Genomic DNA, 26,919 nt, shown 5'->3' on the forward strand with positions numbered 1-26,919 from the left:
GGAGCTTCAACGAATAAAGTTGAGGCCCATAAGCTTTTAACGAGTGGTATTTGCCAAGAATTTAAAGGCCGTGGCCGTTTGAAGTTTGGCAAGAATCAAGAGCGCTTCACTTATAATGCCATTTTAAATAAAGAAACATTTAGCCTTGCCATTGATGTTCCATTCAAAGGACAAGAAACCTTAATTCTTCCACTCGATGCAAGTGAAGAGTTAGCAGCTGATATTTCAGGAACTCTCTATAAGAAAATTTCTACAGAGTTAGTAAAGGCAAAGCGTTATTCATCACTTAAAATATTAAATGACTTTCTCTTAAGAAACCGACTTTTCTTTAGTGAGATAAAGAATATCGATAGCAATTATTGTGACAAAGGGTGTCTTGAAGGTGATATTAAACATTACAGTGATGGGACTGTTGAATATAAGACGCCAATGATTGGCAATTATGAATTCAACGCATCATTCTCTCAGTTACAAGAAAACGAATATAAATTTATTCGTTTAGAGGGAATTCACAACTCTAAAAAAACAAATAAAAAGCAAAGAGTCCTCGCCTTGGACCTTATCGTTGATAGCTGCGGATCTATCTAGCAGCGCAACAACGCTTCCTAATAAATTCTAGTAAATTTATCTTATCTCTTGTATAAATTACTCTAGTATTATTCTATGCAATAATTTTTTGAACAAAGGATGGTTTATGAAATCAAGGAATCTTGTTTCATTTTTAATCATGGGGCTATTAGCTTTAACAGTTTCATGTACAAAAAAAGTGGATCTTAGTGAAAAAGTTCTACACCTGGCCGTTACTTCAGAAGTGAAGGGAATGGATCCAATTTATGCAAACGACAAGTATTCTTCAAATGAAGTTGGTCGTGTTTACGAAGGTCTATTAGAGTACCACTACTTAAAGAGACCATACACACTTGTACCAAATCTTGCAGAAGCTCTTCCTGAAGTTTCAGAAGATGGTCTAACTTATACTTTTAAAATTAGACAAGGTGTTTTATTTCAAGACAACGCTGCCTTCAAAGATGGTAAAGGGCGTGAGCTTGTTGCAGAAGACTTTGTATATTCAATCAAGAGACTTGCAGACCCAAAACTACAAGGTCTAGGTTGGTGGCTACTTCAAGATAAGATTGTTGGTCTTGATGAGTGGCGTGAGAAGAACTCTAAGAAAGATTCTGTTGATTATACAGAAGTTGTTGAGGGGCTAAAGACTCTAGACAAGTACACTCTTCAGTTCAAACTTAAGAAGCAATTCCCACAATTCCTATACTCTCTTGCAATGCCATTTACATTTGTAGTTGCAAAAGAAGTTGTTGATCACTATGGGAAAGAATTCCTAAACCACCCAGTTGGTACAGGTCCTTTCATGCTGAAAGAGTTTAGCCAATCTTCAAAGAAGTTTACTTACGATAGAAACCCTAACTTCAGAAAGAAGCTTTTCCCATCTGAAGCAAGTGATGAATTCAAACACATGCTTGCATATGCTGGTAAGCCAGTTCCTTTCGTAGAAAAGATTGAAGTAAACATCATTAAAGAAGATCAACCAAGATGGCTAAACTTCCTTAAAGGACGTGTTGATTATATTGGTATCCCAAAAGATAACTTTGAATCAGCTGTTACTCCAGGTAAAGGTCTTGGAGAAGAATTTGCTAAGAAAGGTATTGATCTATCAGTATCACCATCACTAGATGTTACTTATACTGCTTTTAATCACGACCTTAAACTATTCAATAACGTTGATCTAAGAAGAGCGCTTGCACTTGCTTACGATGTAAAAGAGTTTAATAAGCTTTTCTATAATGATACAGCTCTTCCAGCACAATCAGTTGTTCCTCCGGGGATTGCTGGTTACATGCCAGATTATGTAAACCCTTACCGTAACCGTGACCTAGAAAAAGCAAAAGCACTTCTAGCAAAAGCTGGTTACCCTGAAGGTAAAGGTCTTCCAGAAATTACTTATGACTGTCCAAGTACTTCAACTTCAAGACAGATTGGTGAGCTTTTCAAAAAGCAAATGGCAGAAATTGGTGTAAATATCAAAGTTGTTCAAAACTCTTGGCCAGAGCTACAAAAGAAAATTACTGCTCGTCAGGTAATGCTTTACGGAATCGCATGGGGTGCAGATTACCCAGATGCAGAAAACTTCCTACAACTACTTTATGGACCAAATAAATCTCCAGGTGCTAACGGATCTGGTTATGATAATGCTGAATTCAACAAACTATTTGCTAAGGCTTCAGTTATGCAAGATTCTCCAGAGAGAACTGCTATCTATGAAACTCTTAACAAAATGGCAGCTGAAGAAGTTCCATGGCTATATGGTGTTCACCGTCAGTCATACTTAATTAAGCACAGCTGGTTAAAGAATTACATTTCAACAGACTTTGAAGCTGGTCAAGATCAGTACTTAGATGTTGATTTAAAAATTAAAAAAGACATGCAATCAAAATTATAATTGATAAATGTTAGCGCTGGAGTTTACTTCAGCGCTTATTTAATGAAGCAATCTTAATGGTTGCTTTTTTAAATAAGCGATACGCTAGTTAAGTTCGAGCTAAGGAGCTGTTTTTGTGAATACTTGGTCATATATTTTAAGAAGACTACTTTATACGATCCCAATTATTTTGGGTGTTTGTTTAATTATTTTCGCTATCTTTAACTTATCGGGATATGATCCTGCTCAGTTACTGCTTGGGAAGCACGCTTCAGCAAAGCAAATTGCAGAAGTTAGACATGAGCTTGGTCTTGATCGTCCGTTACTTGAGCAATATATCGGTATTGTAAAGTCAGCTTTTACTTTTGACTTTGGTCGCTCTTGGGCAACAAAGCAAAGTATTATCGATATGATTAAAGAAGGTGCAGTTCCATCACTAACGCTAACTTTTCCAGCGTTTTTAATTTCGACAGTTTTCTCTATTTTACTTGCGATCATCGTAGCATTTTTTAGAGGAAAGCTAATTGACCGTACACTTGTTATTATCTGTGTATGTTTAATGAGTATTCCATCTCTTGCTTATATCCTCTTCTTCCAGAAGTTTTTTGCTTATGAGTTAGGGTGGTTTGAAATTTCTGGTTATGAGCATGGTTTCCCATACTTTATTCCTTACGTAATACTTCCGGTTATCATCATGGTTGTTTTAAACCTTGGTCCGGATCTTCGTTACTTTAGAACAGTTATTCTAGATGATATTTATCAAGACTATGTACGTACTGCACGTGCGAAAGGTCTAAGTGAAAAAGTTGTTCTTCTAAAGCACGTATTAAAGAACTCTTTAATTCCAATTATTACATATGTAGTTATCCAAATCCCTTTCCTTATTTTAGGTGCTCTATTACTTGAGAGTTTCTTCTCAATTCCAGGGCTAGGTGGATTAACTGTAAAAGCTGTATTTGATAATGACTTCCCAGTTATTAAGGCGATGACGATTCTTTCGGCAATGGCCTACATTATCTTTACGGTAATTACAGATATTCTATATACAATCGTTGATCCAAGAGTAAGGCTAAAGTAGGAGTTGTCATGTCAGCAAATTTATCAAGCGAATCAAAATCACTATGGGGACATGCTTGGACGGAGCTTAAAAATGATAAAGCTGCAGTCTTTAGTATGGTTGTTATTGGATTATATGTAATACTTGCAGCACTTACATTCTTTGGTGTTATTGCAGGTGAATGGTCAAAAGAGATTGGAGCATCGTATATGCCTCCAAGTGCAGATGCACTATTTGGAACAGATATCTTTGGTCGCTCTGTAGTATATAAAACTCTTAAAGGTGCAGAAATGGCGATTGGGATTGGTTTCTCAACAGCTATGATCTCAACTGTAATTGGTGTGACTCTGGGGCTTATGGCCGGATACTTTGGTGGTAAAGTTGATGAAATCATTGTTTGGTTTTATACTTCACTAGCTTCAATTCCTTATATCATGCTTCTTTTTGCAGTAACGATGGTACTTGGAAAAGGGACATCATCACTATTCTTAGCTCTTGGGGTAACTTCTTGGGTTGGTCTATGTCGTCTTGTTCGTGGTGAAGTTCTACGCCACAAGGAAAGAGAGTATGTTCAGGCAGCAGCTGCTCTGGGTGCAGGAAATATGAGAAGAATGTTTAAGCATATTCTTCCAAATATCTTCCACATTGTTATCATTCAATTCTCACTAAGATTCCAACAGGCAATTAAATCTGAGGTAATCCTTTCTTATTTAGGTCTTGGAGTACAAGGTCAGCCTTCTTGGGGAACAATGATTGATGACTCAAAACTTGAACTTGCACGTGGTGTTTGGTGGCAACTTTCTGCAGCTACACTAGCTATGTTTGTTCTAGTTCTAGCATTAAATCTACTTGGAGATGCTCTTCGTGACTCTCTAGATCCTAAGCTTAAAGGGAAAGCGTAGGAAAACGCTCGACTATTAAAAAATAGCTTAATTTATTTACTCAACATTCCGATAAATATTGTTAAGAGGGCCTATTGTTAGGCCCTAATTTTATTAGCTTACGGGATTATGAGAGAGATAAACTTAAGTTTCCAGCAAATTCAAAACAATCCTCTACTCAAAGGAGAGTTGTATTGGTCACGACCAAGTGGCAGGCGCCTTCTTATAGGCCGTGCTGGAGAGTTTGCTAATCTCGAGTTAGTTGAAAAACTTTCGCAACAAAATGATCAATTCTTTCAAAAAATAATCATTGATGAAGAGCGCGTTTCAAAAGTCGTCGATCACTTTATGGATCTTCAAAAGGCCCAATTAGAGGAAGTGAAGCTTCGTTATCGAAATCTTATTCTGGTGGACTTTTATCGTATTTTAAAAGGTGAGAAAAAGTCTTCGACACTAGACTTCGTTTTTATTTGTCATGAAACTTTCTACGAGTTTAATCATGACAATATTAACCTTGAAGAGGAGTTTATTAAAACTAGTGCTATTACATTTAAAAAGGCACAAGTCATTTCTTCATCTGTTGTATATTTGGCCCTGATTTCGGGGTATCTTGATTTCAACTTTTTAAAAGAAGTTTTCAATACCATTCTAATGACTTATTTCTCTTATGTTTGCCGTAATGGAACAAATGTTGTGGATAAGTTAGCAAGCTTAGAGGAGTCATACGGTAATGTTGAGTATCTTAAGAGCCTAAGTCGAGACTTTTTTGAACTCGATTATAACTTAGATGATGATATTAGTGAGCTATGGCATAAAGTTCATGATCAGGTGTTCGCCTTAGAGCTAGAATTTGACTCCAATGATATTGAAGTCATTTTTAAATCAATCTTAGATAATGTAAAAGACTATCGCTACTTCAATGAAATTTTCTCTCAAGAAGATATTGGGAGGAGCGCGTAGGTGAGTAATAGAATTGAGGTTTATACATTTATCGATCAAGAGCTTTTTGAGAAGCTGAGTGAGCTAATGTGTGAAGACTTAAATTTTACTCAAGTTGAAAGTATTGAAGAGCTTTCAGATAAGAGAAATATAATAGTTAATGATACTAGCTATAAGAATTCGAACCCAATGGGAAGAGTTGTCTATATCAGTGAAGAGATAAAATCTGGTGTGGTAAGTCTTACTCCTGACGCCGTCTATACTGAGAATTCATTTATTCTAAATGAAATTGAAAACTACTTCGGCGTTCTACAAACCCCTAAAAATCGCACATTCCCACAGTTTACTAAAGTTAAGCAATATAAAATTCTCTCTCGTTTTAGTGTCGGTTATTATTGTGACCTTGCAAACCTCAAGGCCCATGAGAATTCATTTGATATTGAAAAACTTTCTGTTGGCTTACAGGGAATTTTAAATGCTATTGTTCTCAAGAGACAATGCGCTCCTGTTGAATTAGAGATGCTTTTTAGCGATGAAGAGCTTCTTATAAATATGAAGATTTCATCTATCTTTGTTGATGATGAATTGATTAATGAAATTTATCGATTCATTTCTAGTGACTTCTCTTATCTTTGTTTGAGAATTAATCGAAAAAAAGGGAAGATGGATCTAAGGTTCTCGCTTCAAAAAAAGAAATCGTATATTGCTCGTTTCGACTATGAAGTAAACTCTTCAAGAGCTAATTCTAGTGAAGAGCTCGTAAAAGATTCAAGTGAGAGAATTGTCGATCATAGCAATTATCACGATCCAATTATAAAAAAGGCATCATTAAAAGAGTTAAAGAGAATAGTTGATTTTCTCTCAAAGAGAGAAGTCTCTCAAGATGACTTTCTAGATAACCTAGAGGCATATCCAGATAAAGAAATGCTTAAGGTCTTAGTTGATGATGAAATTGAATTTATTAAAAAGTCTGTATTAAATAAGGAAAAAGCTGAGAGCCTAAAGGAAGCCATTAGACTGACTGTGACTAACAGCTTTAATGAACAAAGTAGAGAAGAGTTCAATGAGAACTTTTTTAATAAGGTTGATAGACAAACTTTAAAAGATCTTGTTAAGGCAGAGAATTGGCCAATTGATAACGATGCTTTAAAAGAAGAAGTTAAAAATAAGATCTTAAATGAAAGAGAGCTTGAAACTTATAATGATTACTTAAATTCAGTACAAGGATATGTTGAAGAAACATATAACGTTCCTAAAGAAGACTTTGAAACTGTAAAAGACGGTGTTGAAGGTAATATTGCTGAAGAAGTATTAGAGAAGACTGGAAAGTCTGTAGAGCAATTTATTAGAGAGTCTGAATACTATGCAATGAAAGAGAAAGTTGCTCGTATGAGCCACTTATTCGATAAGATGCAAGCCGAGTTAGAAAAGGCAAAGCAAACTCCTGCTCTAGAAGTTCAAGACGTGCTAGTTGAAGAAGATGGTCAATCTCCTCTTGGAGCAATGGGTGAGCAAAGAGCAATTCAGGATCTTGAAGAGAAAGTTAAACAGCTTTCAAAAGAGTTAGAAATAAAAGGTGACTCGATAGAGGTCATGAGCCAGAAAGTTGATGCAGCTAACCTATCGGCCGCAGAAGATAAGCAAGAGCTTAGTCTGGCACAACAAAAGCTTAAAGAAGAAATCTTAAAAGTAGAAGACTTAGAAAAAGAGTTAGCCAAGTTTAAAGGCGACACTTCTAATACTTCTGGTACAGGTGAAGATCTTGAGACAAAACTTAAAGATGCAAATATTGAGATCAAGATGTACAAGCAAAGACTTAAGTTTGCTCAGTCTCAGATTCAAACATTAGAGAAAGCTAAGAAAGCTGCTGCAGCTGGTGGTGCAAATAATAAGAAAATAGCCCATCTTGAAAAGCTAATGGATAAACAAAATAAGCTTAAATCTAAGATGGAAACAGAAATTTCTTCTCTTAAAAAAGATAATCATAAAATAAATCAGGAAAACAAAATCCTTTCAAATAAAATTAAAGACTTAGAGAGAAAGCTTAATAATAAAAATAAATCAGCAGCGTAATTTTTTTCTTGCCATATTGAGTGAAGTCCCTTATAAATATTCTCACGCCTTACCAATGAAATTTTTGAAAAATTTTTAATTGTGCCCAGATGGTGAAATTGGTAGACACGCTAGACTTAGGATCTAGTGCCTTTGGCGTGGAGGTTCAAGTCCTCTTCTGGGCACCATCTTTTTGGTAGATCGCTTTCGCGGTCTTTTTTTTTGCCTTTTTTTAACTTTAACTCAAATTTATTTTTATCTTGCTCTCAACTTCGTAAGATGGATTGGTCGTATTACTCTTTTCTACGATCCTAGGTTCCACTCTGCACGAAAACATGCCTTTGGGCATCTTTTCCCGCAGGCGGTGGTAGATCGCTTTCGCGGTCTTTTTTTTTGCCTTTTTTGCAGGCGGCAATTAGCAATAGGCTAATTGAAGCCGTGCAACCCTGATGAGCGACCACGATGGGAGCGAAAGAGGGTCCCATGCAAACTTGTTAACTCACTTTAAATCCCCCAACTTCGTAAGATGGATTGGTCGTATTACTCTTTTCTACGATCCTAGGTTCCACTCTGCACGAAAACATGCCTTTGGGCATCTTTTCCCGCAGGCGGTGGTAGATCGCTTTCGCGGTCTTTTTTTTTGCCTTTTTTGCAGGCGGCAATTAGCAATAGGCTAATTGAAGCCGTGCAACCCTGATGAGCGACCACGATGGGAGCGAAAGAGGGTCCCATGCAAACTTGTTAACTCACTTTAAATCCCCCAACTTCGTAAGATGGATTGGTCGTATTACTCTTTTCTACGATCCTAGGTTCCACTCTGCACGAAAACATGCCTTTGGGCATCTTTTCCCGCAGGCGGTGGTAGATCGCTTTCGCGGTCTTTTTTTTTGCCTTTTTTGCAGGCGGCAATTAGCAATAGGCTAATTGAAGCCGTGCAACCCTGATGAGCGACCACGATGGGAGCGAAAGAGGGTCCCATGCAAACTTGTTAACTCACTTTAAATCCCCCAACTTCGTAAGATGGATTGGTCGTATTACTCTTTTCTACGATCCTAGGTTCCACTCTGCACGAAAACATGCCTTTGGGCATCTTTTCCCGCAGGCGGTGGTAGATCGCTTTAGCGGTCTTTTTTTTTGCCTTTTTTCAACTTTAATTAAAATTTATTTTTATCTTGCTCTCAACTTCGTAAGATGGATTGGTCGTATTACTTGCTTTGATAATCATATTTTTTGCAGGCGGTTGCTTCAAATCAATCATTTGCTATAATTAAATATATTTTGTCGTAGCGATTGGATTAAAGTGAAAATTATTAAAGTCATATTACTAGCATTCTTTTACATCAACTTTGTCAGTGCAGAGCCAATAGATTTTCAAGAAGTACTTAAAAATAAGAAAGTCGATTTTATCAAGTTTCCTTATCGAATAAACTTTAGTGGTGAGAGACTCTCTGAGATTTATAAAAGGTTTATTCTTGATGATGCTGTTGTAAGTGCAAAGCACCCAATGGTTCAGCGCACGATGAAAGCTAATGAAGTGGATTTTTCGAAGCTTAAAAAAGATAGTGTTCTGCAATTATATATTTCAGTTGAGTTATTGGATTATAATAAATTCTCTGTTTATCAACGCCAGTTAAATAAAGCAGGGAGGATTGATCAAAACAGCATGAAAAGGATTAAAGAGCAATTAGGCGAGAGAACGTTTCGCTCTTCTGTGTTCTATATGGCCTCATATGGTAAGTTTGCTCAAGATAATCCTGCTTACGCTGATGTGAGCTTTCTACAGAACTCACCTGTATCTTTAGGGCTTAGTACATCTTATTATCCAAAGGATAGACCTTTTAATATTTCAGGTAGTATTTATTATTCATATCTAACAACGGCCGAAATAGATGATTATACTAATGATAAGATAAATGTAGATCCTGAGATTGGAGGAAATCTTTATTTTTCATATCGTTTAAATTCACCTGCTATTTCATTATATGCTGGTCTTGATTACGAAGAATTTAATACATTCAATCTTGAAAACCTGAAAAAGAATGACCTTGTAAGCTTTGATACTAATCAAGTCCTATATGCTACGTTTGGAGCTTCTCGCTCTGTAAATTTATTTGGTCAAAAGCTCTTTGCAAAATTGAGTTATTCCCAGTCTATAGCATCTGAGAGGAGCTCTAGTTTAGTAAATGCTGAAAATACTCAAAGCTTTACAGGTAGTAAGATTCTTTTTTACCTGTTTAAAAACGTCGGGAATAACTTTTTCGCCCATAGTTTGATTAAGTATCATTGGATGAGTGGGCCCTCTAATATTACAACTTTAAGGGTTGGTCTCGGTTTTGGTTATATTTTATAAAATTTAAACTTTTTTTTACTGATACCGACAATATGTATTGAGGTGTATGTGAAAAAAATCAATCTTATTTCAATTTTATTTATTAATCTTATTTTTCAATCTTGTTCAATTGATGTTTACAAATTTGTTTCTGAAGAGGATTCGTCTATTGAGGATGATACTCTTGTCCTTACTCAGGATGATCTAGTTTTTAATCTAGGTACTGTTAGTGAAAAAACTAAACTTCTTCGCTCTGATACAATCTATGAAGATATTCCTAAAAGTAATCTTATTGAAAAAGAAATTTCAATGAAGGGATCAAGAACTCCTGCTTCGTCTGATCTGAGTTATGACCTATATGAAGTTCAAGAGTTTGATACCGCCATGAAAGTTGCATTTTATCTTTATAAAGATATTCGTAAATGGAAAGAAATTAGGGATTTAAATGGATCAGTAGATATGTATGTTGGGCAAACAATTAAGGTTCCTCGAATTCCTGAAAATTTAAATTATGTAAGACCAGAAGGTGAGCCATACCTTATAAAAAAGGATGATACCCTTGGGAAAATTTCTCAAGGAGTTTACGAAGGTAATAGTCGATTCTGGATTAATATTTGGGATAATAATAAAGAGATCATTGATGATTACGATTTAATTTTTCCAGGCTTCACTTTATATTACAAAGATTATGCAACGGTTAAGAAAGAATATCGTGCAGTAAGAGCGAAGTATGATTTTTCAAATCCAAAAAGAAGAGAGATCAGTTCTGAAAAAATTATTAAGCAATAGAAGTTCTATCATAATGATCGTTGGAACTTTCATTGCTCTTACGATCTTTATATTTCAAAATAAAGAAATAGAATCAAAGCAATCTGTTATCGTTACAACAGTTCAAAGTATATCACCTCCACCCTCTGAGTCAGTTGTAGCAAAGAAAGTAAAAGTTGAAGAAGTTGAGCCAGTAATAATTCCGAAGATATTGGAAGTTCAAAAAATTGAAATTACTACTGGAGAGCGAAAACAACAAAAAGATTTAATTATTGAAACATTCACTTGGAGCACAACGAAGAAAGCAAGTGCCTCCGTGAAATATGTAATCGAAATTCTTAATAGAGAGAACCAAAGGGTGTTAAAAGAAGAGACTGTGAACTCACAATTTGTCTTTAAACAAAACACTGTCGGAATCTATAACATTAAGGTTTCTCAAATCGAAAATGGGCAATTGATATCATTTGGTGAAAGAAGTTTTTCTCTTACTGCGCCAGAAAATAGTAATCCAAAAAGTATGAGTAGTTATGTGATGAAATTTGTTTCAAAAAGAAATTGTTACAAAGTGGATCTTCCTAGTTACTCAACTGCAAAGAAGTACTTTATAGAAATTTATCGTGATATTGATAAGAAGAAAATGGTACGTGAGATTTGGGCCGATCGATCAGAGTTTTGTTGGCATAGTTCGCGTGATGGCCGTTATTATTTTCGCTACAAATATCTTGATTACTGGGGCGGTAGCTCTAGGTATTCAAAAATGTCTGAAATTATTTTCCCCATTTCACCAATGACAGACTTCTAAGACAGTTAACTGCGGTTAAGTTTTTCTTAATCTTTCTCAATTTGTATGAAGTAGGTTTGTCGAGGCTCCTCGTTATTGATAGGTTTGCCCATATCGAAATATTTGAATTCTATGAGAGGGGGAATTTATGCCTAAAATGTTAAAAGGAAGTCTTTGTCTATTTGCACTTCTAGCGAGTCTTAGTATTTTTGCCAATGATCAAACTGACGCTGATTCATCAACAGAGCCAATGCCAGTTCCGTTAAGTACTGCTTGTATGGTTCAGGGAAATTTTGGTGAAAATCTACCAATTAGAATAAAAATGAGTAGAGTATTTCAAGAGTGGACTGAAAAGCGCATTATTGAGAATACGACAAAAGAAGAGTGTTACGATATAGCAGATGATATTGCACATCTTGCTATTGGGATCGAGGACGTGAAAACTGGTGAGATTATAAAAACAGTCTCAGCTAGGCTTTGGTTTAAGAACTTTGAAACAAATGAATTCATAGAGGACGAAGTCTTTCGCGATCTATAATATAAAATCAGTAACTTAGGGCTCCTTCTCTTGGGAATGGGCCTTGAGATCTAAATATATCATGTGTATATTTCATACACCGCTTGTAATGCTTTCAACCGTAATCAAAATACAGTTTGTTGATGTTAACTTGAATTAATTCAAAATTAAATTTAAGGAAAATATCATGAAAACACTATTGGTTATTCTATCGGCCCTACTTCTATCTGCTAGTACTTTTGCAGGTAATGTTGATAGTGAGCTAGAGGAAAGGCTAAATACAATTAAAAATGAGATCTATCATCAAGAGCAGGAGAGCTCGGCACTAGATATTGTTATTCTTAAAAAGCAAAAGAGCCTTAATAATCTGCTTTTAAAGAGACAAATTTTAGTAGAAGAGACGGCATTACAGCATGTTATAAGTAAACTTGAAGATCGTCTTGATTACAAAGATAGCTCCTCACAAGAGGAGAAAGAAGTCTTAGAAACATTGAATATTCTTTTGGAACTAAGTACTGATGAGAGGCAAGAGGTAATCGATCGTTTTTATGAAGACCATAAAGATAATAGAGAGTAATTAGAATTTTTGATCTTTTATAGAAAGTCCTCTTAGTCTTTGCCCAAATTTTCAAATGATGGTAAATAAAAGGCATGAAGACTCTTATTCTTATATTTTTTGCGGTTTCAGCATATGCCATCAATATTAAAAAATTTGATATTGATCATCGTGTAAAATCGAAAGAATTCGATGTCGCTATGATTTCGGGAAAGAAAGATGGAATTCGTTTCTATCAAGGAACCATTAGTGATGTTCTAGCTCTACCTGTAAATACTGTCTTAGACACAGTCTTGGCCTTTGATAAACGTTGTAATAATGAACTTAGTGATAAGCGCACTCTCTCTAATAAATTTAAAAAATGTCCATTTTCTAGTGACTCATTAATTGAGTCTGTCATTGTAAATGATCTCAAAATAAAAAAACTCGATAAGAATGAAATCAAGCGCTTTGTCGTTAAGCGTAGATCCTATAATCGTGGCCTTTATACATATAATGATTTGATACGTGTTTATCGCTATATGGATGGCTTTAAAATTACGATGGAGATGATGGATGACAAGCTTTCAAAGAGTTATATCTCGTCTCCCCTTAGTAATAACAGTGTGATGCAAACATCTGGTGGGGTTTATTACATAATGCCGGCCGCTGGAGGCAGGACACGTTATACGTACACATTTACGTGTAGCACTGACCATTGGTTACTTAATAAATCCATCACGGTTTCAACATTTTTTAGTAACATGGCCAAAAATTTGAGAGATGAATTCAATACAATTAAAAATTGAACAATTGTATTATTTCCATGGCCCTTGAAACACAGCGTCTAGCGTGTTAGAGTCCCGGAAATTAAGAAAATACGCCTATTTATAAATGACGGTCACTAGTCATTATTTCAGCTCAAGATCGAGCAAACATCCGTGGCCTGCATTCTAGGCTTGCGTTTAAGGAGTCAAAATTGAATTTTAACGAAATTCCACTTAAGGAATCGCTGCTTCGTGCACTCGAAGATAGAGGGTTCGAATCGGCAACAGATATCCAGTCTCAAGCTATTCCATTATTAATTGAAAAAGACACTGACTTTGTTGGTCAGGCCCAAACTGGGACAGGTAAGACTGCTGCTTTCTCTCTTCCACTTCTTCATCGTATTGATGGAAGTGAAAAGAATATTCAAGCAATTATTCTTTCTCCTACAAGAGAGCTTGCTAACCAAATCAACGATGAAATTAAAAAGTTTTCAACATTTGAAACTGTAAAGACGATGTCGGTTTACGGTGGTACTGCAATTGATAACCAAATCAGAAACCTAAAGAAAATTAAGCCGCAAATTGTTGTTGGTACGCCAGGACGTGTTCTTGATCTAATTAATCGTGGTGTTCTAAAGCTTGAAAAAGTTAAGTATGCAGTACTTGATGAAGCTGATGAGATGCTAGACATGGGATTCCTTGATGATGTTAAGGAAATTCTTGCTCAAGCTGAAAATAAGAAAACGTGGATGTTCTCAGCAACAATGCCACCTGCAATTCTTGATTTAATTAAGAATTATCTTGATGAACCAGAAATTGTTAGAGTTCAAAAGAAAACTCTTTCGAATGATAATATTACGCAAAAGTTCTACCTTGTACGTGATCAAAATATGAGAGAAGCAGTTTGTCGTCTTCTTGATGCTGTTGAGGATTACTACGGGATCATCTTTACAAAGACAAAGCTTGAAGCAAGCTCTCTTTGTGATGAACTAAACCTTAGAGGTTACCTTGCGGATTCTCTTCACGGAGATATGGATCAGAAACATCGTGATGTAACGATGAGAAAGTTTAAAGATAAGAAAGTAAAGCTTCTTGTATGTACAGACGTTGCAGCTCGTGGGATTGATGTTGATCACCTAACTCACGTATTCAACTATGGACTTCCGCAAGATCTAGAGTCTTATGTACACCGTATTGGTCGTACAGGACGCGCGGGTCAAAAAGGACTAGCTCTTTCTGTCGTTTCACCAAGTGAAATTAGAAAGATTTCTGCACTAGAAAGACTAACAAAAGCTAAAATTGAAAGAGAAAGAATTCCTTCAGTTGATACTCTTAAAGGAGCTATGGTTCGCCGTAAGCTAAACCACTTTGAGGAGATTTTTGAAGAACTTGAGGGAGATGATTCTTTAGACGATAGCTTTAGCATCTTTGCTGAGAACTTTGATCACCTTGAAAAAGAGCAAGTTCTTAGAGCAATGTATATGTCACTATTTGCTGACAATCTGAAGCGTTTTGAAATGAATCCAATCATCGATATGGAGCCTAAGCAAAGAGGTGAAAGAGGTGAGCGTGGTGCACGTGGTGAAGTTAGAGCAGATAACCGTGGTAATATTCGTTGTTTCGTAAACTACGGACGTGATGACGGTGCTCAAATTGCTTCTTTCTTAGATGCAATTGCAGGTGAGCTTAAAATTGATCAAAGAAAGATCCGTAACGTTCAGCTTAAAGATAAGTTCTCTTTCATTGATATTCCAATTGAAAGTGGAAAGCTTCTAATCAACGGTGAAGAACAAGTATTCATCGGTAACAAGAAACTAAGATTTGAAGCAACTAAAGAACGTTCTCGTGATGGTGGACGCAGTGGTGATCGCGGTGGTCGTTTTAGCCGTGGCGGTGACCGTGGCGGACGCGGTGGAGATCGTGGTGGAGATCGTAGTGGAGATCGTGGTGGACGCTCTGAAAGAGGTGGCCGTGGTGGTTTTGGAAACCGTCGTAGCAGCACTGGGCGCTCAAACGGAAATAGAGGAAACTCTCGTAGCCAAATCTAATTAAATGAAAAAATATGATGTCATAATCATTGGTGCTGGTGCCGCAGGTTTATTCTGCGGCATTCATGCTGCCAAAAGAGGAAGAAGTGTTTTAATTCTTGAAGGTGCAAAAGGCCCTGGAAAGAAGATTCTTGTCTCTGGAGGCGGGCGCTGTAACTTTACGAATCTTGACGTCACTCCAAATTTCTATGTTTCTAATAATCCTCATTTCTGTAAGTCAGCATTAAGCCAATATACAAATTGGGATTTTATCTCTTTTATATCTGAATACAATTTAACTTATACAGAAAAGACGTTAGGTCAGCTATTTTGTGATCAAAAGTCGCGTGGAATTTTAGAAGCACTACTGAAGTCTATACCTAAAAATTGTGAGCTAAGAGTTAATAGTCGTGTTGTTGATGTTGAGCATGAAGAAGAATATAAAGTCACTTTATCTGATGGCACTGATTTTTTAAGTGAAACTCTTGTTCTTGCAACAGGAGGTCTTTCATTTCCTGGGCTTGGAGCAACTGATATCGGCTATCGTGTGGCGAAAAAATTTGGTCATAAATTAATCGAGACGACACCTGCACTAGTGCCTTTTACTTTAGACAAAGTGAATGCAAATTTAGCAGGTATTGCTATTGAATCAGAGGTGAAGGTAGGAAGTAAGAAGTTTCTTGAAAATATCTTATGGACTCATAAGGGTCTAAGTGGTCCATCGATTTTAAAAGCATCACTTTATTGGAATATTAAGGACGAGGTTAAGATTAATTTCTTACCTAAGAGTGATCTTTACGAAATTCTTAAAGAACATAAGAAGAAAAATCTAGTTAATGCTTTAAAGGGACATTTACCAAGTCGTTTTGTTGAGCTTTGGTTGGCCCAGCACGATCTTCCCTTAAATAGAAATTGTGCAGAACTTTCTGGAGCACAAAAAGAAAAGCTAATAGAAGTAATGCATCACTGGACTTTTGTCCCTAATGGAACCGAAGGCTATCGTAAGGCCGAGGTTACAAGAGGTGGTGTGGATACAAATCAGGTAAGCTCCAAAACAATGGAGAGTCGATTGCAAAAGAATCTTTACTTTGTTGGTGAAGTTCTTGATGTTACAGGACTTCTTGGAGGATATAACTTCCAATGGGCCTGGTCCTCTGGCTATGTAGCCGCAAAATATGTATAATTTCTCTATGAGAAATAAGAAGAAAGAAAAAGCTGTTGTATTTACTGGTGGTGGAAGTGGTGGACATGTTGTTCCTGCTCTAACTTTAATTGATAAGTTAAAAGAAGATTCTGTTAGGATTTACTATATTGGTTCATATACTGGAATTGAGTCAAAGTTAACGAAAGGTAAGGTTGATCGCTATATTGGTGTTTCAACAGGGAAACTTAGAAGATATCTCGATTGGCAAAATATTACAGATATTTTTCGTCTAATGATCGGACTAATTCAATGCTTTTATTATCTTGCTCATATTCGTTTACGTGCAAATACTATTGTATCGATGGGGGGATTTGTGAGTGTCCCAACTGTTGTTGCAGGTAAACTTCTTGGTTATAAAATTATTGTTCATGAACAAACGTCACGAGTAGGGCTTGCTAATAAAATTGCATCATTATTTGCTCATCGTGTGTTCGTTAGTTTCAAAGATTCTTTAAAATATTTTCCTCAAAAGATCGTTCGATATTCTGGATACCCTGTAAGAGATGAGTTTAAAACAACTCAACTAAAGACTCGTACTTTCAAAGGTATTGAGCTTAAGGATTCAGATGCGCCAATATTTTTCATTACTGGTGGTGGAAATGGTTCGAAATTATTGAATGATAAAATTAAAGAAAACTTAGGGCCGTTAACGAAACAATTTGTCGTTATACATCAAGTTGGAAGTCAGTATATTGAGGAGTATAAATCTCTTGAAAGTAGTCGCTATTTTCCAGTCGCTTTCTTAGGTGATGAAATGCCTGATCTAATGAAGGCAGCAAAGTACATTATTTCACGCTCTGGCGCAGGAACAGTTGCTGAGTTGATTGCAATTGGTAAACCTAGTCTTTATATTCCATTAAAAATTGCACAAAAGAACGAGCAATATCACAATGCGATGGAAGCAAACCGCCTCTTAGGTTCTATCGTAATTACTGAAGATGAGTTTGGTCGTTGTGACTTATTAGAAGAAATAAAAAATATCCCATCACATGCTATCCCTCAGGATAGGGAGCATGCGAGTGAGATTATATTAAAAGAAATATTACAGTCTTAGAAGTACACCACGAGACTTAATTGTCTTGATGTAGTTTGAGAAAGGCTTAATCTTTCTTCTTAGGTTTGATAGGTGAGTATCAATATTTTGTGAGTTAACATCACTATCGGCCCAAACAACTTGAGAGATATGATCTCTTGAGAATATTTTGTTAGGGTTTGAAGCTAATAGAGTGATGATTTTATACTCAGTTGTCGTAAGTTTAATTTCTTTTCCTTCTAGAACAACATTTTGCTGATCGAGATTGATTGAGAAATTATGATCTTCAAAGTTGATTTCATTCTTCTTTTTACGACGATGCTTATTCTTCTTTGCTTCTACTTTATTTTTAATACGGGCCACTAGTTCATTAATGGTTACTGGCTTAACAATAAAGTCTTGTGCTCCAATTTCAAGTCCCTTAACACAGGCTTCTTCTGAAGGGTCACCAGTTAAGAAAATTACAGGAGTACGCGGAGCAAGTTCTCTGGCCTTACTAAATAGTTCGAAACCATTTACTTCTGGCATGTGAAGATCCAGCACCATAATGTCTGTCTTGTTTGTGTTCAAGAAACTTAGAAGCTCGAGAGGATTTTGAATAAGTTCTAAATCAAACTCATCTTCTAGAAGATCTTGGTAGTTTTCTAAGTTATCGCTGTCATCGTCAACGATTGTTACGTGTGGCTTCTGGGCCTTTAAAATTTTTGACATGATTCAACTTCTCGTTCTTTAGTTTTGAACTATAACGTATTGATTTTAAAGGTTGGTTCATATGCTCGTCAATAAGATAAATATATGCTCGACGCGTCGTTTTGGGATTATTTAGATAATTTCTTTAATTATAGGTACTTAAGAGTTCGTAATTGTGGAAAAAAAAAGCCCCTAGTTCTTGTCTAGGGGCCTATATTGGGTATTTTAAGCTTTTTAATTGGCAATTAGTCCTTGCTCTTCTTTTCTTTTCTAACAACTGAACGTTTATTAGCAGCAAGCTCTTTCTTTCTAATACGGATATTTTGAGGAGTTACTTCTACCCATTCATCGTTATCAATCCAGTCAAGTGCCCACTCTAGAGTTCTTGGTCTTACTGGTGGAAGAATGATGTTTTCATCTTTACCTGCAGTACGAACTGAAGTTAGTTGTTTCCCACGACAAATGTTAACGTTGGCATCGTTTTCTTTTTTACTTTCACCGATAACCATCCCTTCGTAAACCATATCACCTGGCTCAACAAAGAACTCACCGTTGTTAAGTAGGTTGAAGACAGCGTATCCAGTAACTTTACCAGCTCTATCTGAAATGATGGCACCATTTTGACGAGCAAGCATTTCACCTGCAAATGGACGGTAACCTAGGAATTCTGTTGAAAGGATCCCTTCTCCACGAGTATCTGTCATGAAAGCACCACGGTAACCGATTAGACCACGTGATGGAATTTCGAATTCAATCCTTGTACGACCTTCACCGATTGGCATCATTGAAGACATGATTCCTTTTCTGATTGAAAGTTTTTCAGTTACAACACCAGTAAAATCATCTGGTACATCAAGAACTGCTAACTCATATGGCTCGTGCTTTTGGCCATCGATATCTTGGAAAAGTACTTCTGGTCTTGAAACCATTAGCTCAAAACCTTTACGTCTTAGTTCTTCGAAAACGATAGCGATTTGAAGCTCTCCACGACCTTTTAGTTTGTATACTTTTGCGTCGTCAGTTCCTTCATATTGAAGAGCAACGTTTAGACGACAAGCATCTTGTAAGAATTCTTCAAGCTTTCTTGAAGTTAGGTATTCACCTTCTTGACCACTCATTGGAGAAGTTGAAACAGAAACGTTAACCGCAACAGTTGGTGGCTCTACTTCAATTCTTTCTAGTGGGTTTTGAGCAGTAGTTGGAGTGATTGTATCTCCAATATGAACTTCTTCAATACCAGCACAAATAACGATCTCTCCAGCGTGAGCTTCGTTAACTTCAACTGTTTGAAGTCCTGAGTAAGTTTGAATATTTGAAACTTTGAAGTTCTTAGATTTTCCATCACCGATACAAGTAAATTGTTGGTTCTTAACAATTGTACCTTGGTGAATACGTCCAACAAATTGTTGTCCTAGAAATTTTGAGTATGTAAGATTTGAAACGAGTAATTGTAGAGGAGAATCGATGTCTTGTTTTGGTTCTGGGAAGTAGTCTGAAACCATGAAATCCAGTACCGGAATCATATCCTCCCTTACTACACCTGGCTCCATTGCTGCCCAACCATTCTTTGCAGAAGCGTAGATAAAAGGGATATCAATATCAAAGTCTTCAACTTCAAGTTCAGTTGCGATTTCTAGAAGTAGGTCTTCACATTCACCTTTTACTTCTTCAATTCTTTGGTCTGGACGGTCAACCTTATTGATAATAACGGCAACTTTTAGTCCTCTTGAAAGAGCTTTTCTAAGTACAAAACGAGTTTGTGGAAGTGGCCCTTCTGAAGCGTCAACTAGAAGTAGTACACCATCTACCATCATTAGTGATCTTTCTACTTCTCCACCAAAGTCCGCGTGGCCTGGAGTATCAAGTAGGTTAATTTTTGTGTCTTTGTAAAAGAAAGAACAGTTTTTAGCTGTAATTGTAATCCCGCGTTCTTTTTCGATTTCGCCAGAGTCCATTACTCTCTCTTCAACTTCAGCGCGTTCGTCAAAAGTGTTTGATTGCTTAAGGATTTCATCAACCATGGTTGTTTTACCGTGGTCAACGTGCGCAACTACTGCGATGTTTTTTAATTTCTCAAATTGACTCATTGTGTGCCCTTTCTTGTCTGTCTAATCTGCTTTCTATTAATGAATTTATTTGCTACACAATATATATGATTCAGCTTGTAAATGTAACTAAATCTTTTGGTGGCCGAACGCTTTTTGAAGAAGTGACGTTCTCACTCAATATGGGTGAAAGAATAGGCCTAGTGGGACGAAACGGTACTGGTAAATCGACTTTATTTAAGGTCATTATGGGGATCGAGTCCTATGATAGTGGCGAAGTAAAGATTCCAAAGTCTTATAAAATCGGTACCTTAGATCAACATATTCACTTCTCGCATGAGACTGTCTTGGCCGAGTGTATGTCAGCACTAGGGCCAGAGTTTGAATATGAAACTTACCGAGCAGAAAAACTCTTAACTGGACTAGGCTTTTCTGATGAAGATTTTGTGAAAAGTCCCCAGAGTTTTTCAGGTGGTTATCAGATACGAATTAATCTCGTCAAAACTCTTCTTACTGAGCCGAACTGCCTCTTATTAGATGAGCCAACAAATTACCTTGATATCGTCTCACTTCAGTGGCTTCGTTCATTTCTAAGAACCTTCCAAGGTGAAGTAATTATCATTACTCACGATCGTTCATTTATGGATTCGGTAACGACTCATACGATGGGTGTTCATCGTGGAAAGCTTAGAAAAATAAAAGGGCCAACAAAGAAGTACTACGAGCAGCTTGAGCAAGATGAGATTATTTATGAACAAACTCGTGTGAATCAAGAGAAGAAAATAAAGCATATGATGGATTACGTGGATAAGTACCGTGTAAGTGCCAGAGGTGCATCTCAAGCTCAGTCGCGTTTAAAGGCAATTGAAAAGATGCAAGATATGAAGCAACTAGAAAAGATAGCTGATCTTGATTTTTCTTTTAATCACGTTTCATGCCCAGGTAAGCAAATCATGAAGGTTAATGATTTGAGCTTTGGTTATGATGAAGAGAATTTATTTTCTGGTGTGAGTTTTGAAGTAGACCGTGAAGATCGAATTGGGATTATTGGAAAAAATGGTAAAGGTAAGTCGACTCTTCTCAATGTTCTCTCTCATGAGCTTAAACAGAGAACAGGAGAGATTTGGGAACACCCAAGTCTTGCCCTAGGACACTTTGGTCAAACAAATGTGAAACGTCTTCATGCAGAGAATACAATTGCTCAAGAAATCCAAGAAGTTAATACGGAACTACCTATTACGAGAGTAAAGGCAATTGCCGGAACTATGCTTTTTACTGGTGAAGATTCAGACAAGAGAATTTCTGTTTTATCTGGTGGAGAAAAAGCTAGGGTTATGCTTGGAAAAATTCTGGCAAAGAAAACGAACTTACTTTTTCTAGATGAACCAACAAACCACTTAGATATGGAGAGTATTGAGTCTCTAGGTGAAGCGATCAATGACTATGAGGGAGCATGCTTGATTGTAACTCACAATGAGGATCTTCTGCGCTCTTGTGTTAACAAACTTGTAATCTTTAGAAAAGATGGTGCCGAGTTCTTTGAGGGTACTTATGACGAATTTCTTGAAAAAATTGGTTGGGAAGAAGATGTAAAGCCAATAAAAGAAAAGCCTGCTCCGATAAAAGTAGAACCAGTAAAAAAAGAAGAGCCTAAGGTATCAGGAAATAAATATAAAGAAGAAGAGATCATGGCCCAGATTGAAACATTAGAAAAGTATCAGTCTGTTTTAGAAGAGAAAATTCAGAATGCTTCAGCGGCGGGTGACACCGATGCAATAACTAGCGCAGGCCATGAGCTTGAACTAGTTAATGCAAAAATCGATGAGTTACTAGAGTTACTATAATTATTGTTCTTGTGCTGATGATGAGTTAGACGAATCAGGAGCACTTGTACGAATGGCCTTGTCGGCTTTCGCATTGGCACATTGAGTGGCATCATTTTCATCACAAGGACAGTATGCAAGAAGTTTAGATTTAATATCGAACTTCTTTTGCTTTTCAGAGTGGGCTTCGCAGATTAACTTCTTAAGACACACTCCCTTATTTGAGCAATTAGCATTCTTTCCTTCAAATAATTTTTCATTCGAATCAAAGTTACAATTGTAATAGATTAAATCATCAGGAAGAAGCTCCTCTTCTTGTTCGACTTCTACCTGTACAGGAACAAATTTTTCTTCATCGCCACCATCTGCTTCTCGAGGAATTGCTTTCTCTCTTCCGTCGTCATCACGTGGAATTACTGGAATAGCTTCTGGTGTAGGCTCTGGTTCTTTTTCCTCTACTTTAGGACTTTCTGGTTGCTCAGGCTTTTCAAAAATTGTTGCAAGCCTCTCTTTTAGAGCATTACAGCTAAATGCCTTTTTAGGTGTACTCTTTGCTTCACAAAAACAATTTACATTATCAATGATTTTTTCAAATGTTTCTTTATTGTTATTATAGCGCTCTTTCAAAGACTCTTTGAAATTAGGAACTTTTGCAGAAGCTTCTAGACATTGAGAAGTCGCATAAGCATATGAAGGTGAGACTTTAATACAAATTCCGGCTTCGCTATTTCTTTTTGAGTTTTTTGTAGCTACAAATGGTAGTGGGTCGAGACTCGAGTCATAGCCACCAAAAATTTTCGGATTACAGCGAAATAGGTTTTTTCCACCACAACTATAACTATTAGTATAAACTTCTGAATCAACACTTTGAACTTTATCTAAACCAGAAACTTTCCAAGGAGCCTGACAATAGCTACCTTTTCTCGTTGATGCCCAACCACCAAAGTAGCACATATTGTTACACTCTTGCCCTTCAGCGCAAGCTGTTGGGATTAGCATATCGATGACAAAGTTAAATGAATATTTTCCACCATTTGTACTTTCAACCTTGTAGAGTCCATTTCGTGAAACTTCAGCAAGTGTCTTCAAATAAGCTTCGATAATATCCGATGTGTATTCACTTTGCGGTAACATTTTTAAAGCTTGTTGATAAATATAGTTATCTGATACAGCAATGTCGGTCGTTGAAATAGGGTAGGTTACCTGAATCCCTACTTTAGGATTGTTTAAAAATGGTTTCACCTTTATATATTTTTTCGACTTAGTTTGGATTAAATAGTGTTCTTTCGTAATATTAATTAACTTACCTGTATTGTATACTGTTGGTACTGTGAAAGCATACGTGTTAAAAAATGAAGTAATAGTGAATAGAACAGAAATTAAATATTTCATCTTATACCTCCGTTCCTAATTCAATAACACTACACTTATTCTCAATTGTAGAATTTGAAATGGATTTCACATGACAAGAGTTATCTCCAATTGATTCTTCATCATTAAATTCACATGTGATCTGATAAGTTTGATTTTTACATTTATAAGTTTGAGCACAAACTCTAGAATTTGAATTGTCATTGATACACTGTTTTGGATCTTCTTGTGAGAATGATATAAGTTCGAATTTTGCAAAGTCAATTTGCTCGTCTTCATTTGTACATATCTCATCTCGACATTTACCATAAAGCTTGGCCGTTGGAGTAAATCCGTCTTCTGGTTTATACCTATAACTTTGATCGATAGGATAACAGTTGCTACGTCCAACTTTTTTAAGCTCTTCCTCTGAAAGCTTTAGCCTTTTGGGACGGCAGTTACTTTCTTTTGCTAAAATGTTTTTTGTTCTTTCGTAACAAAAATAAAATTTTCTTTCGATCTCAGGTGTTTGAGTATCAATCTCAACAGGCTCTGGTTTTGTCGCAGATGACGTCTTAACTTCAATAGCTCCGCGATCTTTTGGATTTAAAAGGGCAACTTTTACAATATTGCGAGCACTTTCATTCGTAATACAACGAATCGTCATCTCTCCACCTGAAACAATTCTAAGTGTAGCTTGAGAGCTATCGTAGCAATAATTACTTTCTTTATTTACTTCGATCTCTTTGACTTCTCGATAGATTTTTCTAACTTCTTCGCGATCACGATAGATATCTAATCTTGCACGTACATTACTTAAGCTATCTCTAGTACTTACAGAACTATCACCTTTAGCTATTTTATCCATTAAAGCTTTTTCCTCTTGTAAGAGAGGATCGGCCTTTTCCATAATTACTTCAGTTAAGCGAGCTTTTAAATGATCAGTAAAAGCCTTCTTATATGCATCAGACTCAAGAATATTGATCTTAGAGCCATGAACACTTGCTTCGTAGAATTCATGACCTTCAATAATTTGATCTACAATTTTGTCATCATTTGCAAACAAAGGATTTGAAAAGAGTAGCGGTGCTATGAGACTACATAGTTTTAAAATTTTTTTCTTTGAATAAATCATTACGATAATTCCCTTTCTCTCATTACTCAATTCTTATCGGTAATGAGGGGCAATTACTTGAGCAAAAGCGTTCTAATCTAAGTATTTAAAATTCTTATTGATTATGTGATTTCACATTGTTGTTTTTACGATTAGACTGGTTGTTTTCAACTTCACCTTTTTGATTACTTTGAGATTGGTTGATAACACGATCACGTGATTTTAAAGTAACTTTCGTCGCACTAAACCAAGGATCTTCAATCTTAATTTGGTCTTCATTACCATCTAGAATAGTGATAACGGGTACAATATCATATGAGTCTTTTTCTTCTTGTTTTACTGAAAGTCTAATAGTTTGTGGCCCTTTACCTTTTCTTGCACTTGAATCCTCTAGCTCGATTATGTATTTACTTTCTTTTCTAAGTGTTTTGTATTTCTTACGTGGACAACCTCCTAACTTATATGAAGTAATGACATCTGCGGCACAGCCGTCACTAATATAGTAAAGTAGGTCATATTCAACAATAATTCGATCAGGAGAATCTGCATCTATTGTAATTTCTTTCTTAGGAAAAAAGCTTTTGTTAAGCTTTATCTTCATTTCAGAAGCGTGAATTGCAAATGCAAATAAAATGACTAATGAAGATTTTAAGACAATTTTAAGTCTCATATTACCACCTAAGAAAAGTTTCCTAAGTAGCTCATCGGAATTTATTCTAAATTATTAAATTTAAGTGGAACTGAGTTTGCCATATCTCTTACAAATACTTCGTCCAAAGCATTATTTAAGTCTTTATCTAAGCAAAGCAGAGTATTTTCATAAGAGTGATCTGTAGCGTTGTGTTGGAAGTTATAGCTTCCAATACTTGATAATATTCTATCAAAATAAAATACTTTAGAATGCAGAAAACTCAGATGTAACCAGACACGAGTTGAGTCAAACCTAGCATAATCTTTTAAAAGATTAGAGAAATGGGCCTCTCCAAAATAGTCATTCCACTTTTTTATACTTTTGAGTTTTTTTCTGATTTTTTTCTGTAGTGATTTATCGCTAAGTGTTTCATTAAGTAGTAATTCTTTTATTTCTTCATTCTTTATGTCAATAATCTCATTACCAGTCATATCAGTACCTGTCGTAATGAAGTCTAGAGATATGCCGCTCTTTTGAAGCTCTTCTACTTTTTGATGTAATTTTTTAAACATCTTAAATGTATCAAACTTCTCTATTAAAGGAGCATCTTTAAATACTGAGTTATAGTATGTATCTGAACGAATCGGATCCATAACTCCTAGGTATGTATTTGTATAATTAAGTGCAAGGAGGTAGGCATCACCAATATTTGTTCGATATTCATAAGGTGACTGTTGTATAAAACGACAGACTCCCTTCATTCTTGTGTCTTTATTATTTAATATTTTGTCATATTGTCCTTGCCCTCTCAGCTCATTCTTTTCTTCCCATTCTAGTCTTGTGAGGTAAAAGTCGAGTTCCTTTTCTAGGTTTGCGATATTCTTACCAGTGTGTCTGATGATAGCGCCGTTTCTTCCTCTAATATTTCGAGTATTTTTTTTCTTAAAATATTGCCAGTCTTTTAGAAAGCCAATTGCAATATCGGTGACAAGGGGACCTTGAACCATGATATCAATATCTTTGTTTTTGAAGTCAGTATCTTGGGAAAGATTGTCAGCATTCAGTTGATTTTGACCGCCAACGATAGCAATTTTTCCATCCACGACTAATTTCTTGTGATGATAGACTGTACGTCCTTCATGTTTCCAAAAATCATTTGCTCGTATAAATTGAATACCCTTATCTTTAAGCTTATTTGGACATTCATTATGTCCTAGTGCTTTAGACATCATTTTATCGTCCATAATATAGACCTTGACGCCTCTTTGGTGAGCTTTAATTAACTCATTAACTAGTATCTTTACAGAAGAGTCGCAAACAAAACTCAAAGACGACATTAAGATCTCAGACTTTGCGCTCTTAATAAGCTCTAGTTTCTTTTTATATGAATAATGATTTTCAAGAAGTTCTACATTATTGCCAAAGCTAAGTTGAGATTTTGAAACCTTATCCATTTCTATTTGAAATGCTGATGTAAAAAAGGAATGTTCAATCGTAGTAAAATTAATCCTTTTAAAATCTTCTGAGAATAAAGATAGGTTAACTATTTTCTTTCTAATTGGTGGATGATTTAAAAAACCCCATTCTTTTAATGGGTATACATCTACGAGATGATGTCTATTCTCATTTGAAAAATTAAATTGTGAGTAGTAATTGATCTTTGCTTCATTAAAAGTTGTGCCCCCATACTTTTCTATATAGGCATCATAATCAGTTTGGTAATCTTCTTGTAAGAGATGCCAAGTCAGCTCATACCACTTTGTATTCTCAAGCCTTCCATACTCATCTGTCTTATAGCTGTATGTTGCTCTGTCAGCACTTGCCTGATTGATAACATAGCCTTGATCTACAAAAGGAATTTGCAGCGCTAGGACATTAGTGGCCAAAGTTAATATGAGTGCAGATCTTATGGATCTTACTAATATATGAGACATGCTCA

Annotated in this window: 22 protein-coding genes and 1 tRNA gene; 17 read left to right on the plus strand and 6 right to left on the minus strand. The window is 36.1% G+C overall.

Going from position 1 to position 26,919, the window contains the following annotated elements:
- The first annotated feature begins 78 nt into the window (after nt 1-78).
- The 16 genes from C0Z22_RS13335 to C0Z22_RS13410 all read left to right on the plus strand — a co-directional run bounded on the left by C0Z22_RS13335 (nt 79) and on the right by C0Z22_RS13410 (nt 17,348).
- Entirely contained in the window at nt 79-588 is a 510-nt protein-coding gene (locus C0Z22_RS13335) for a hypothetical protein (RefSeq protein ID WP_146037903.1), read from the plus strand.
- Between the two features lie 106 nt (nt 589-694).
- Nucleotides 695-2,458: an ABC transporter substrate-binding protein gene (locus C0Z22_RS13340; protein ID WP_103218869.1), complete on the plus strand. Its 1,764-nt coding sequence runs from the start codon at nt 695-697 to the stop codon at nt 2,456-2,458.
- A gap of 115 nt (nt 2,459-2,573) precedes the next feature.
- Entirely contained in the window at nt 2,574-3,515 is a 942-nt protein-coding gene (locus tag C0Z22_RS13345) for an ABC transporter permease (RefSeq protein ID WP_103218870.1), read from the plus strand.
- Nucleotides 3,516-3,523: 8 nt separating this feature from the next.
- Entirely contained in the window at nt 3,524-4,396 is an 873-nt protein-coding gene (locus C0Z22_RS13350) for an ABC transporter permease (RefSeq protein WP_103218871.1), read from the plus strand.
- 108 nt (nt 4,397-4,504) lie between these two features.
- The gene (locus C0Z22_RS13355) at nt 4,505-5,335 is read left to right on the plus strand and encodes a hypothetical protein (protein ID WP_146037904.1); all 831 of its coding nucleotides are present in this window, start codon (nt 4,505-4,507) and stop codon (nt 5,333-5,335) included.
- Nucleotides 5,336-7,387: a hypothetical protein gene (locus C0Z22_RS13360; RefSeq protein WP_103218873.1), complete on the plus strand. Its 2,052-nt coding sequence runs from the start codon at nt 5,336-5,338 to the stop codon at nt 7,385-7,387.
- 83 nt (nt 7,388-7,470) lie between these two features.
- Nucleotides 7,471-7,554, plus strand: a tRNA-Leu gene (locus C0Z22_RS13365).
- 1,112 nt (nt 7,555-8,666) lie between these two features.
- Nucleotides 8,667-9,716: a hypothetical protein gene (locus tag C0Z22_RS13370; protein WP_103218874.1), complete on the plus strand. Its 1,050-nt coding sequence runs from the start codon at nt 8,667-8,669 to the stop codon at nt 9,714-9,716.
- A gap of 48 nt (nt 9,717-9,764) precedes the next feature.
- Nucleotides 9,765-10,484: a LysM peptidoglycan-binding domain-containing protein gene (locus C0Z22_RS13375; RefSeq protein WP_103218875.1), complete on the plus strand. Its 720-nt coding sequence runs from the start codon at nt 9,765-9,767 to the stop codon at nt 10,482-10,484.
- Entirely contained in the window at nt 10,426-11,265 is an 840-nt protein-coding gene (locus C0Z22_RS13380; protein ID WP_103218876.1) for a hypothetical protein, read from the plus strand. Before C0Z22_RS13375 ends, C0Z22_RS13380 begins: the two co-directional genes overlap by 59 nt.
- A 127-nt stretch (nt 11,266-11,392) precedes the next feature.
- On the plus strand, nt 11,393-11,782 hold the full coding sequence (locus C0Z22_RS13385) for a hypothetical protein (RefSeq protein ID WP_103218877.1): 390 nt from the start codon (nt 11,393-11,395) through the stop codon (nt 11,780-11,782).
- Nucleotides 11,783-11,948: 166 nt separating this feature from the next.
- On the plus strand, nt 11,949-12,338 hold the full coding sequence (locus C0Z22_RS13390) for a hypothetical protein (protein WP_103218878.1): 390 nt from the start codon (nt 11,949-11,951) through the stop codon (nt 12,336-12,338).
- Between the two features lie 74 nt (nt 12,339-12,412).
- Nucleotides 12,413-13,105 carry a hypothetical protein gene (locus C0Z22_RS13395; RefSeq protein ID WP_103218879.1) on the plus strand — a complete coding sequence of 231 codons (693 nt, stop codon included), beginning with the start codon at nt 12,413-12,415 and terminating at the stop codon, nt 13,103-13,105.
- 170 nt (nt 13,106-13,275) lie between these two features.
- Nucleotides 13,276-15,111, plus strand: coding sequence for a DEAD/DEAH box helicase (locus tag C0Z22_RS13400; protein WP_103218880.1), 1,836 nt, complete (start codon nt 13,276-13,278; stop codon nt 15,109-15,111).
- 4 nt (nt 15,112-15,115) lie between these two features.
- Nucleotides 15,116-16,273, plus strand: coding sequence for an NAD(P)/FAD-dependent oxidoreductase (locus C0Z22_RS13405; protein ID WP_103218881.1), 1,158 nt, complete (start codon nt 15,116-15,118; stop codon nt 16,271-16,273).
- Between the two features lie 7 nt (nt 16,274-16,280).
- Nucleotides 16,281-17,348 carry a glycosyltransferase gene (locus tag C0Z22_RS13410; protein WP_158246928.1) on the plus strand — a complete coding sequence of 356 codons (1,068 nt, stop codon included), beginning with the start codon at nt 16,281-16,283 and terminating at the stop codon, nt 17,346-17,348.
- On the opposite strand, the gene C0Z22_RS13415 is transcribed toward C0Z22_RS13410, so the two are convergent.
- Together C0Z22_RS13415 and typA are read right to left on the minus strand one after the other, a co-directional pair.
- Nucleotides 17,337-18,038 (minus strand): response regulator transcription factor, encoded by a 702-nt coding sequence (locus C0Z22_RS13415; protein WP_103218883.1) that lies wholly within the window; start codon nt 18,036-18,038, stop codon nt 17,337-17,339. The two genes, C0Z22_RS13410 and C0Z22_RS13415, sit on opposite strands and share 12 nt — an antisense overlap.
- Before the next feature lie 224 nt (nt 18,039-18,262).
- Nucleotides 18,263-20,104: a translational GTPase TypA gene (gene typA, locus C0Z22_RS13420; protein ID WP_103218884.1), complete on the minus strand. Its 1,842-nt coding sequence runs from the start codon at nt 20,102-20,104 to the stop codon at nt 18,263-18,265.
- A gap of 65 nt (nt 20,105-20,169) precedes the next feature.
- Here typA and C0Z22_RS13425 point away from each other — a divergent pair, with 65 nt between their 5' ends.
- Nucleotides 20,170-21,906: an ABC-F family ATP-binding cassette domain-containing protein gene (locus C0Z22_RS13425; RefSeq protein WP_103218885.1), complete on the plus strand. Its 1,737-nt coding sequence runs from the start codon at nt 20,170-20,172 to the stop codon at nt 21,904-21,906.
- On the opposite strand, the gene C0Z22_RS13430 is transcribed toward C0Z22_RS13425, so the two are convergent.
- From C0Z22_RS13430 to C0Z22_RS13445, 4 genes are all read right to left on the minus strand, one after another.
- The gene (locus tag C0Z22_RS13430; RefSeq protein WP_103218886.1) at nt 21,907-23,277 is read right to left on the minus strand and encodes a hypothetical protein; all 1,371 of its coding nucleotides are present in this window, start codon (nt 23,275-23,277) and stop codon (nt 21,907-21,909) included.
- Nucleotide 23,278: 1 nt separating this feature from the next.
- Nucleotides 23,279-24,400, minus strand: a complete 1,122-nt coding sequence (locus C0Z22_RS13435) for a hypothetical protein (protein WP_158246929.1) — start codon at nt 24,398-24,400, stop codon at nt 23,279-23,281.
- A gap of 64 nt (nt 24,401-24,464) precedes the next feature.
- Entirely contained in the window at nt 24,465-25,019 is a 555-nt protein-coding gene (locus C0Z22_RS13440) for a hypothetical protein (RefSeq protein ID WP_103218888.1), read from the minus strand.
- Nucleotides 25,020-25,060: 41 nt separating this feature from the next.
- On the minus strand, nt 25,061-26,914 hold the full coding sequence (locus C0Z22_RS13445; RefSeq protein ID WP_158246930.1) for a phosphatidylserine/phosphatidylglycerophosphate/cardiolipin synthase family protein: 1,854 nt from the start codon (nt 26,912-26,914) through the stop codon (nt 25,061-25,063).
- Between the last annotated feature and the right edge of the window lie 5 nt (nt 26,915-26,919).

Origin of the sequence: Halobacteriovorax sp. DA5 (genome assembly GCF_002903145.1) — a bacterium.
Taxonomy (GTDB): domain Bacteria; phylum Bdellovibrionota; class Bacteriovoracia; order Bacteriovoracales; family Bacteriovoracaceae; genus Halobacteriovorax_A.

Bases quoted from the DNA above. Each gene is read 5' to 3' on its own strand.
- C0Z22_RS13340 (WP_103218869.1), top strand. From the start codon at position 695: ATGAAATCAAGGAATCTTGTTTCATTTTTAATCATGGGGCTATTAGCT.
- C0Z22_RS13350 (WP_103218871.1), top strand. From the start codon at position 3,524: ATGTCAGCAAATTTATCAAGCGAATCAAAATCACTATGGGGACATGCT.
- C0Z22_RS13355 (WP_146037904.1), top strand. From the start codon at position 4,505: ATGAGAGAGATAAACTTAAGTTTCCAGCAAATTCAAAACAATCCTCTA.
- C0Z22_RS13380 (WP_103218876.1), top strand. From the start codon at position 10,426: ATGATTTTTCAAATCCAAAAAGAAGAGAGATCAGTTCTGAAAAAATTA.
- C0Z22_RS13385 (WP_103218877.1), top strand. From the start codon at position 11,393: ATGCCTAAAATGTTAAAAGGAAGTCTTTGTCTATTTGCACTTCTAGCG.
- C0Z22_RS13390 (WP_103218878.1), top strand. From the start codon at position 11,949: ATGAAAACACTATTGGTTATTCTATCGGCCCTACTTCTATCTGCTAGT.
- C0Z22_RS13395 (WP_103218879.1), top strand. From the start codon at position 12,413: ATGAAGACTCTTATTCTTATATTTTTTGCGGTTTCAGCATATGCCATC.
- C0Z22_RS13405 (WP_103218881.1), top strand. From the start codon at position 15,116: ATGAAAAAATATGATGTCATAATCATTGGTGCTGGTGCCGCAGGTTTA.
- C0Z22_RS13410 (WP_158246928.1), top strand. From the start codon at position 16,281: ATGAGAAATAAGAAGAAAGAAAAAGCTGTTGTATTTACTGGTGGTGGA.
- C0Z22_RS13415 (WP_103218883.1), bottom strand. From the start codon at position 18,038: ATGTCAAAAATTTTAAAGGCCCAGAAGCCACACGTAACAATCGTTGAC.
- typA (WP_103218884.1), bottom strand. From the start codon at position 20,104: ATGAGTCAATTTGAGAAATTAAAAAACATCGCAGTAGTTGCGCACGTT.
- C0Z22_RS13425 (WP_103218885.1), top strand. From the start codon at position 20,170: ATGATTCAGCTTGTAAATGTAACTAAATCTTTTGGTGGCCGAACGCTT.
- C0Z22_RS13430 (WP_103218886.1), bottom strand. From the start codon at position 23,277: ATGAAATATTTAATTTCTGTTCTATTCACTATTACTTCATTTTTTAAC.
- C0Z22_RS13440 (WP_103218888.1), bottom strand. From the start codon at position 25,019: ATGAGACTTAAAATTGTCTTAAAATCTTCATTAGTCATTTTATTTGCA.
- C0Z22_RS13445 (WP_158246930.1), bottom strand. From the start codon at position 26,914: ATGTCTCATATATTAGTAAGATCCATAAGATCTGCACTCATATTAACT.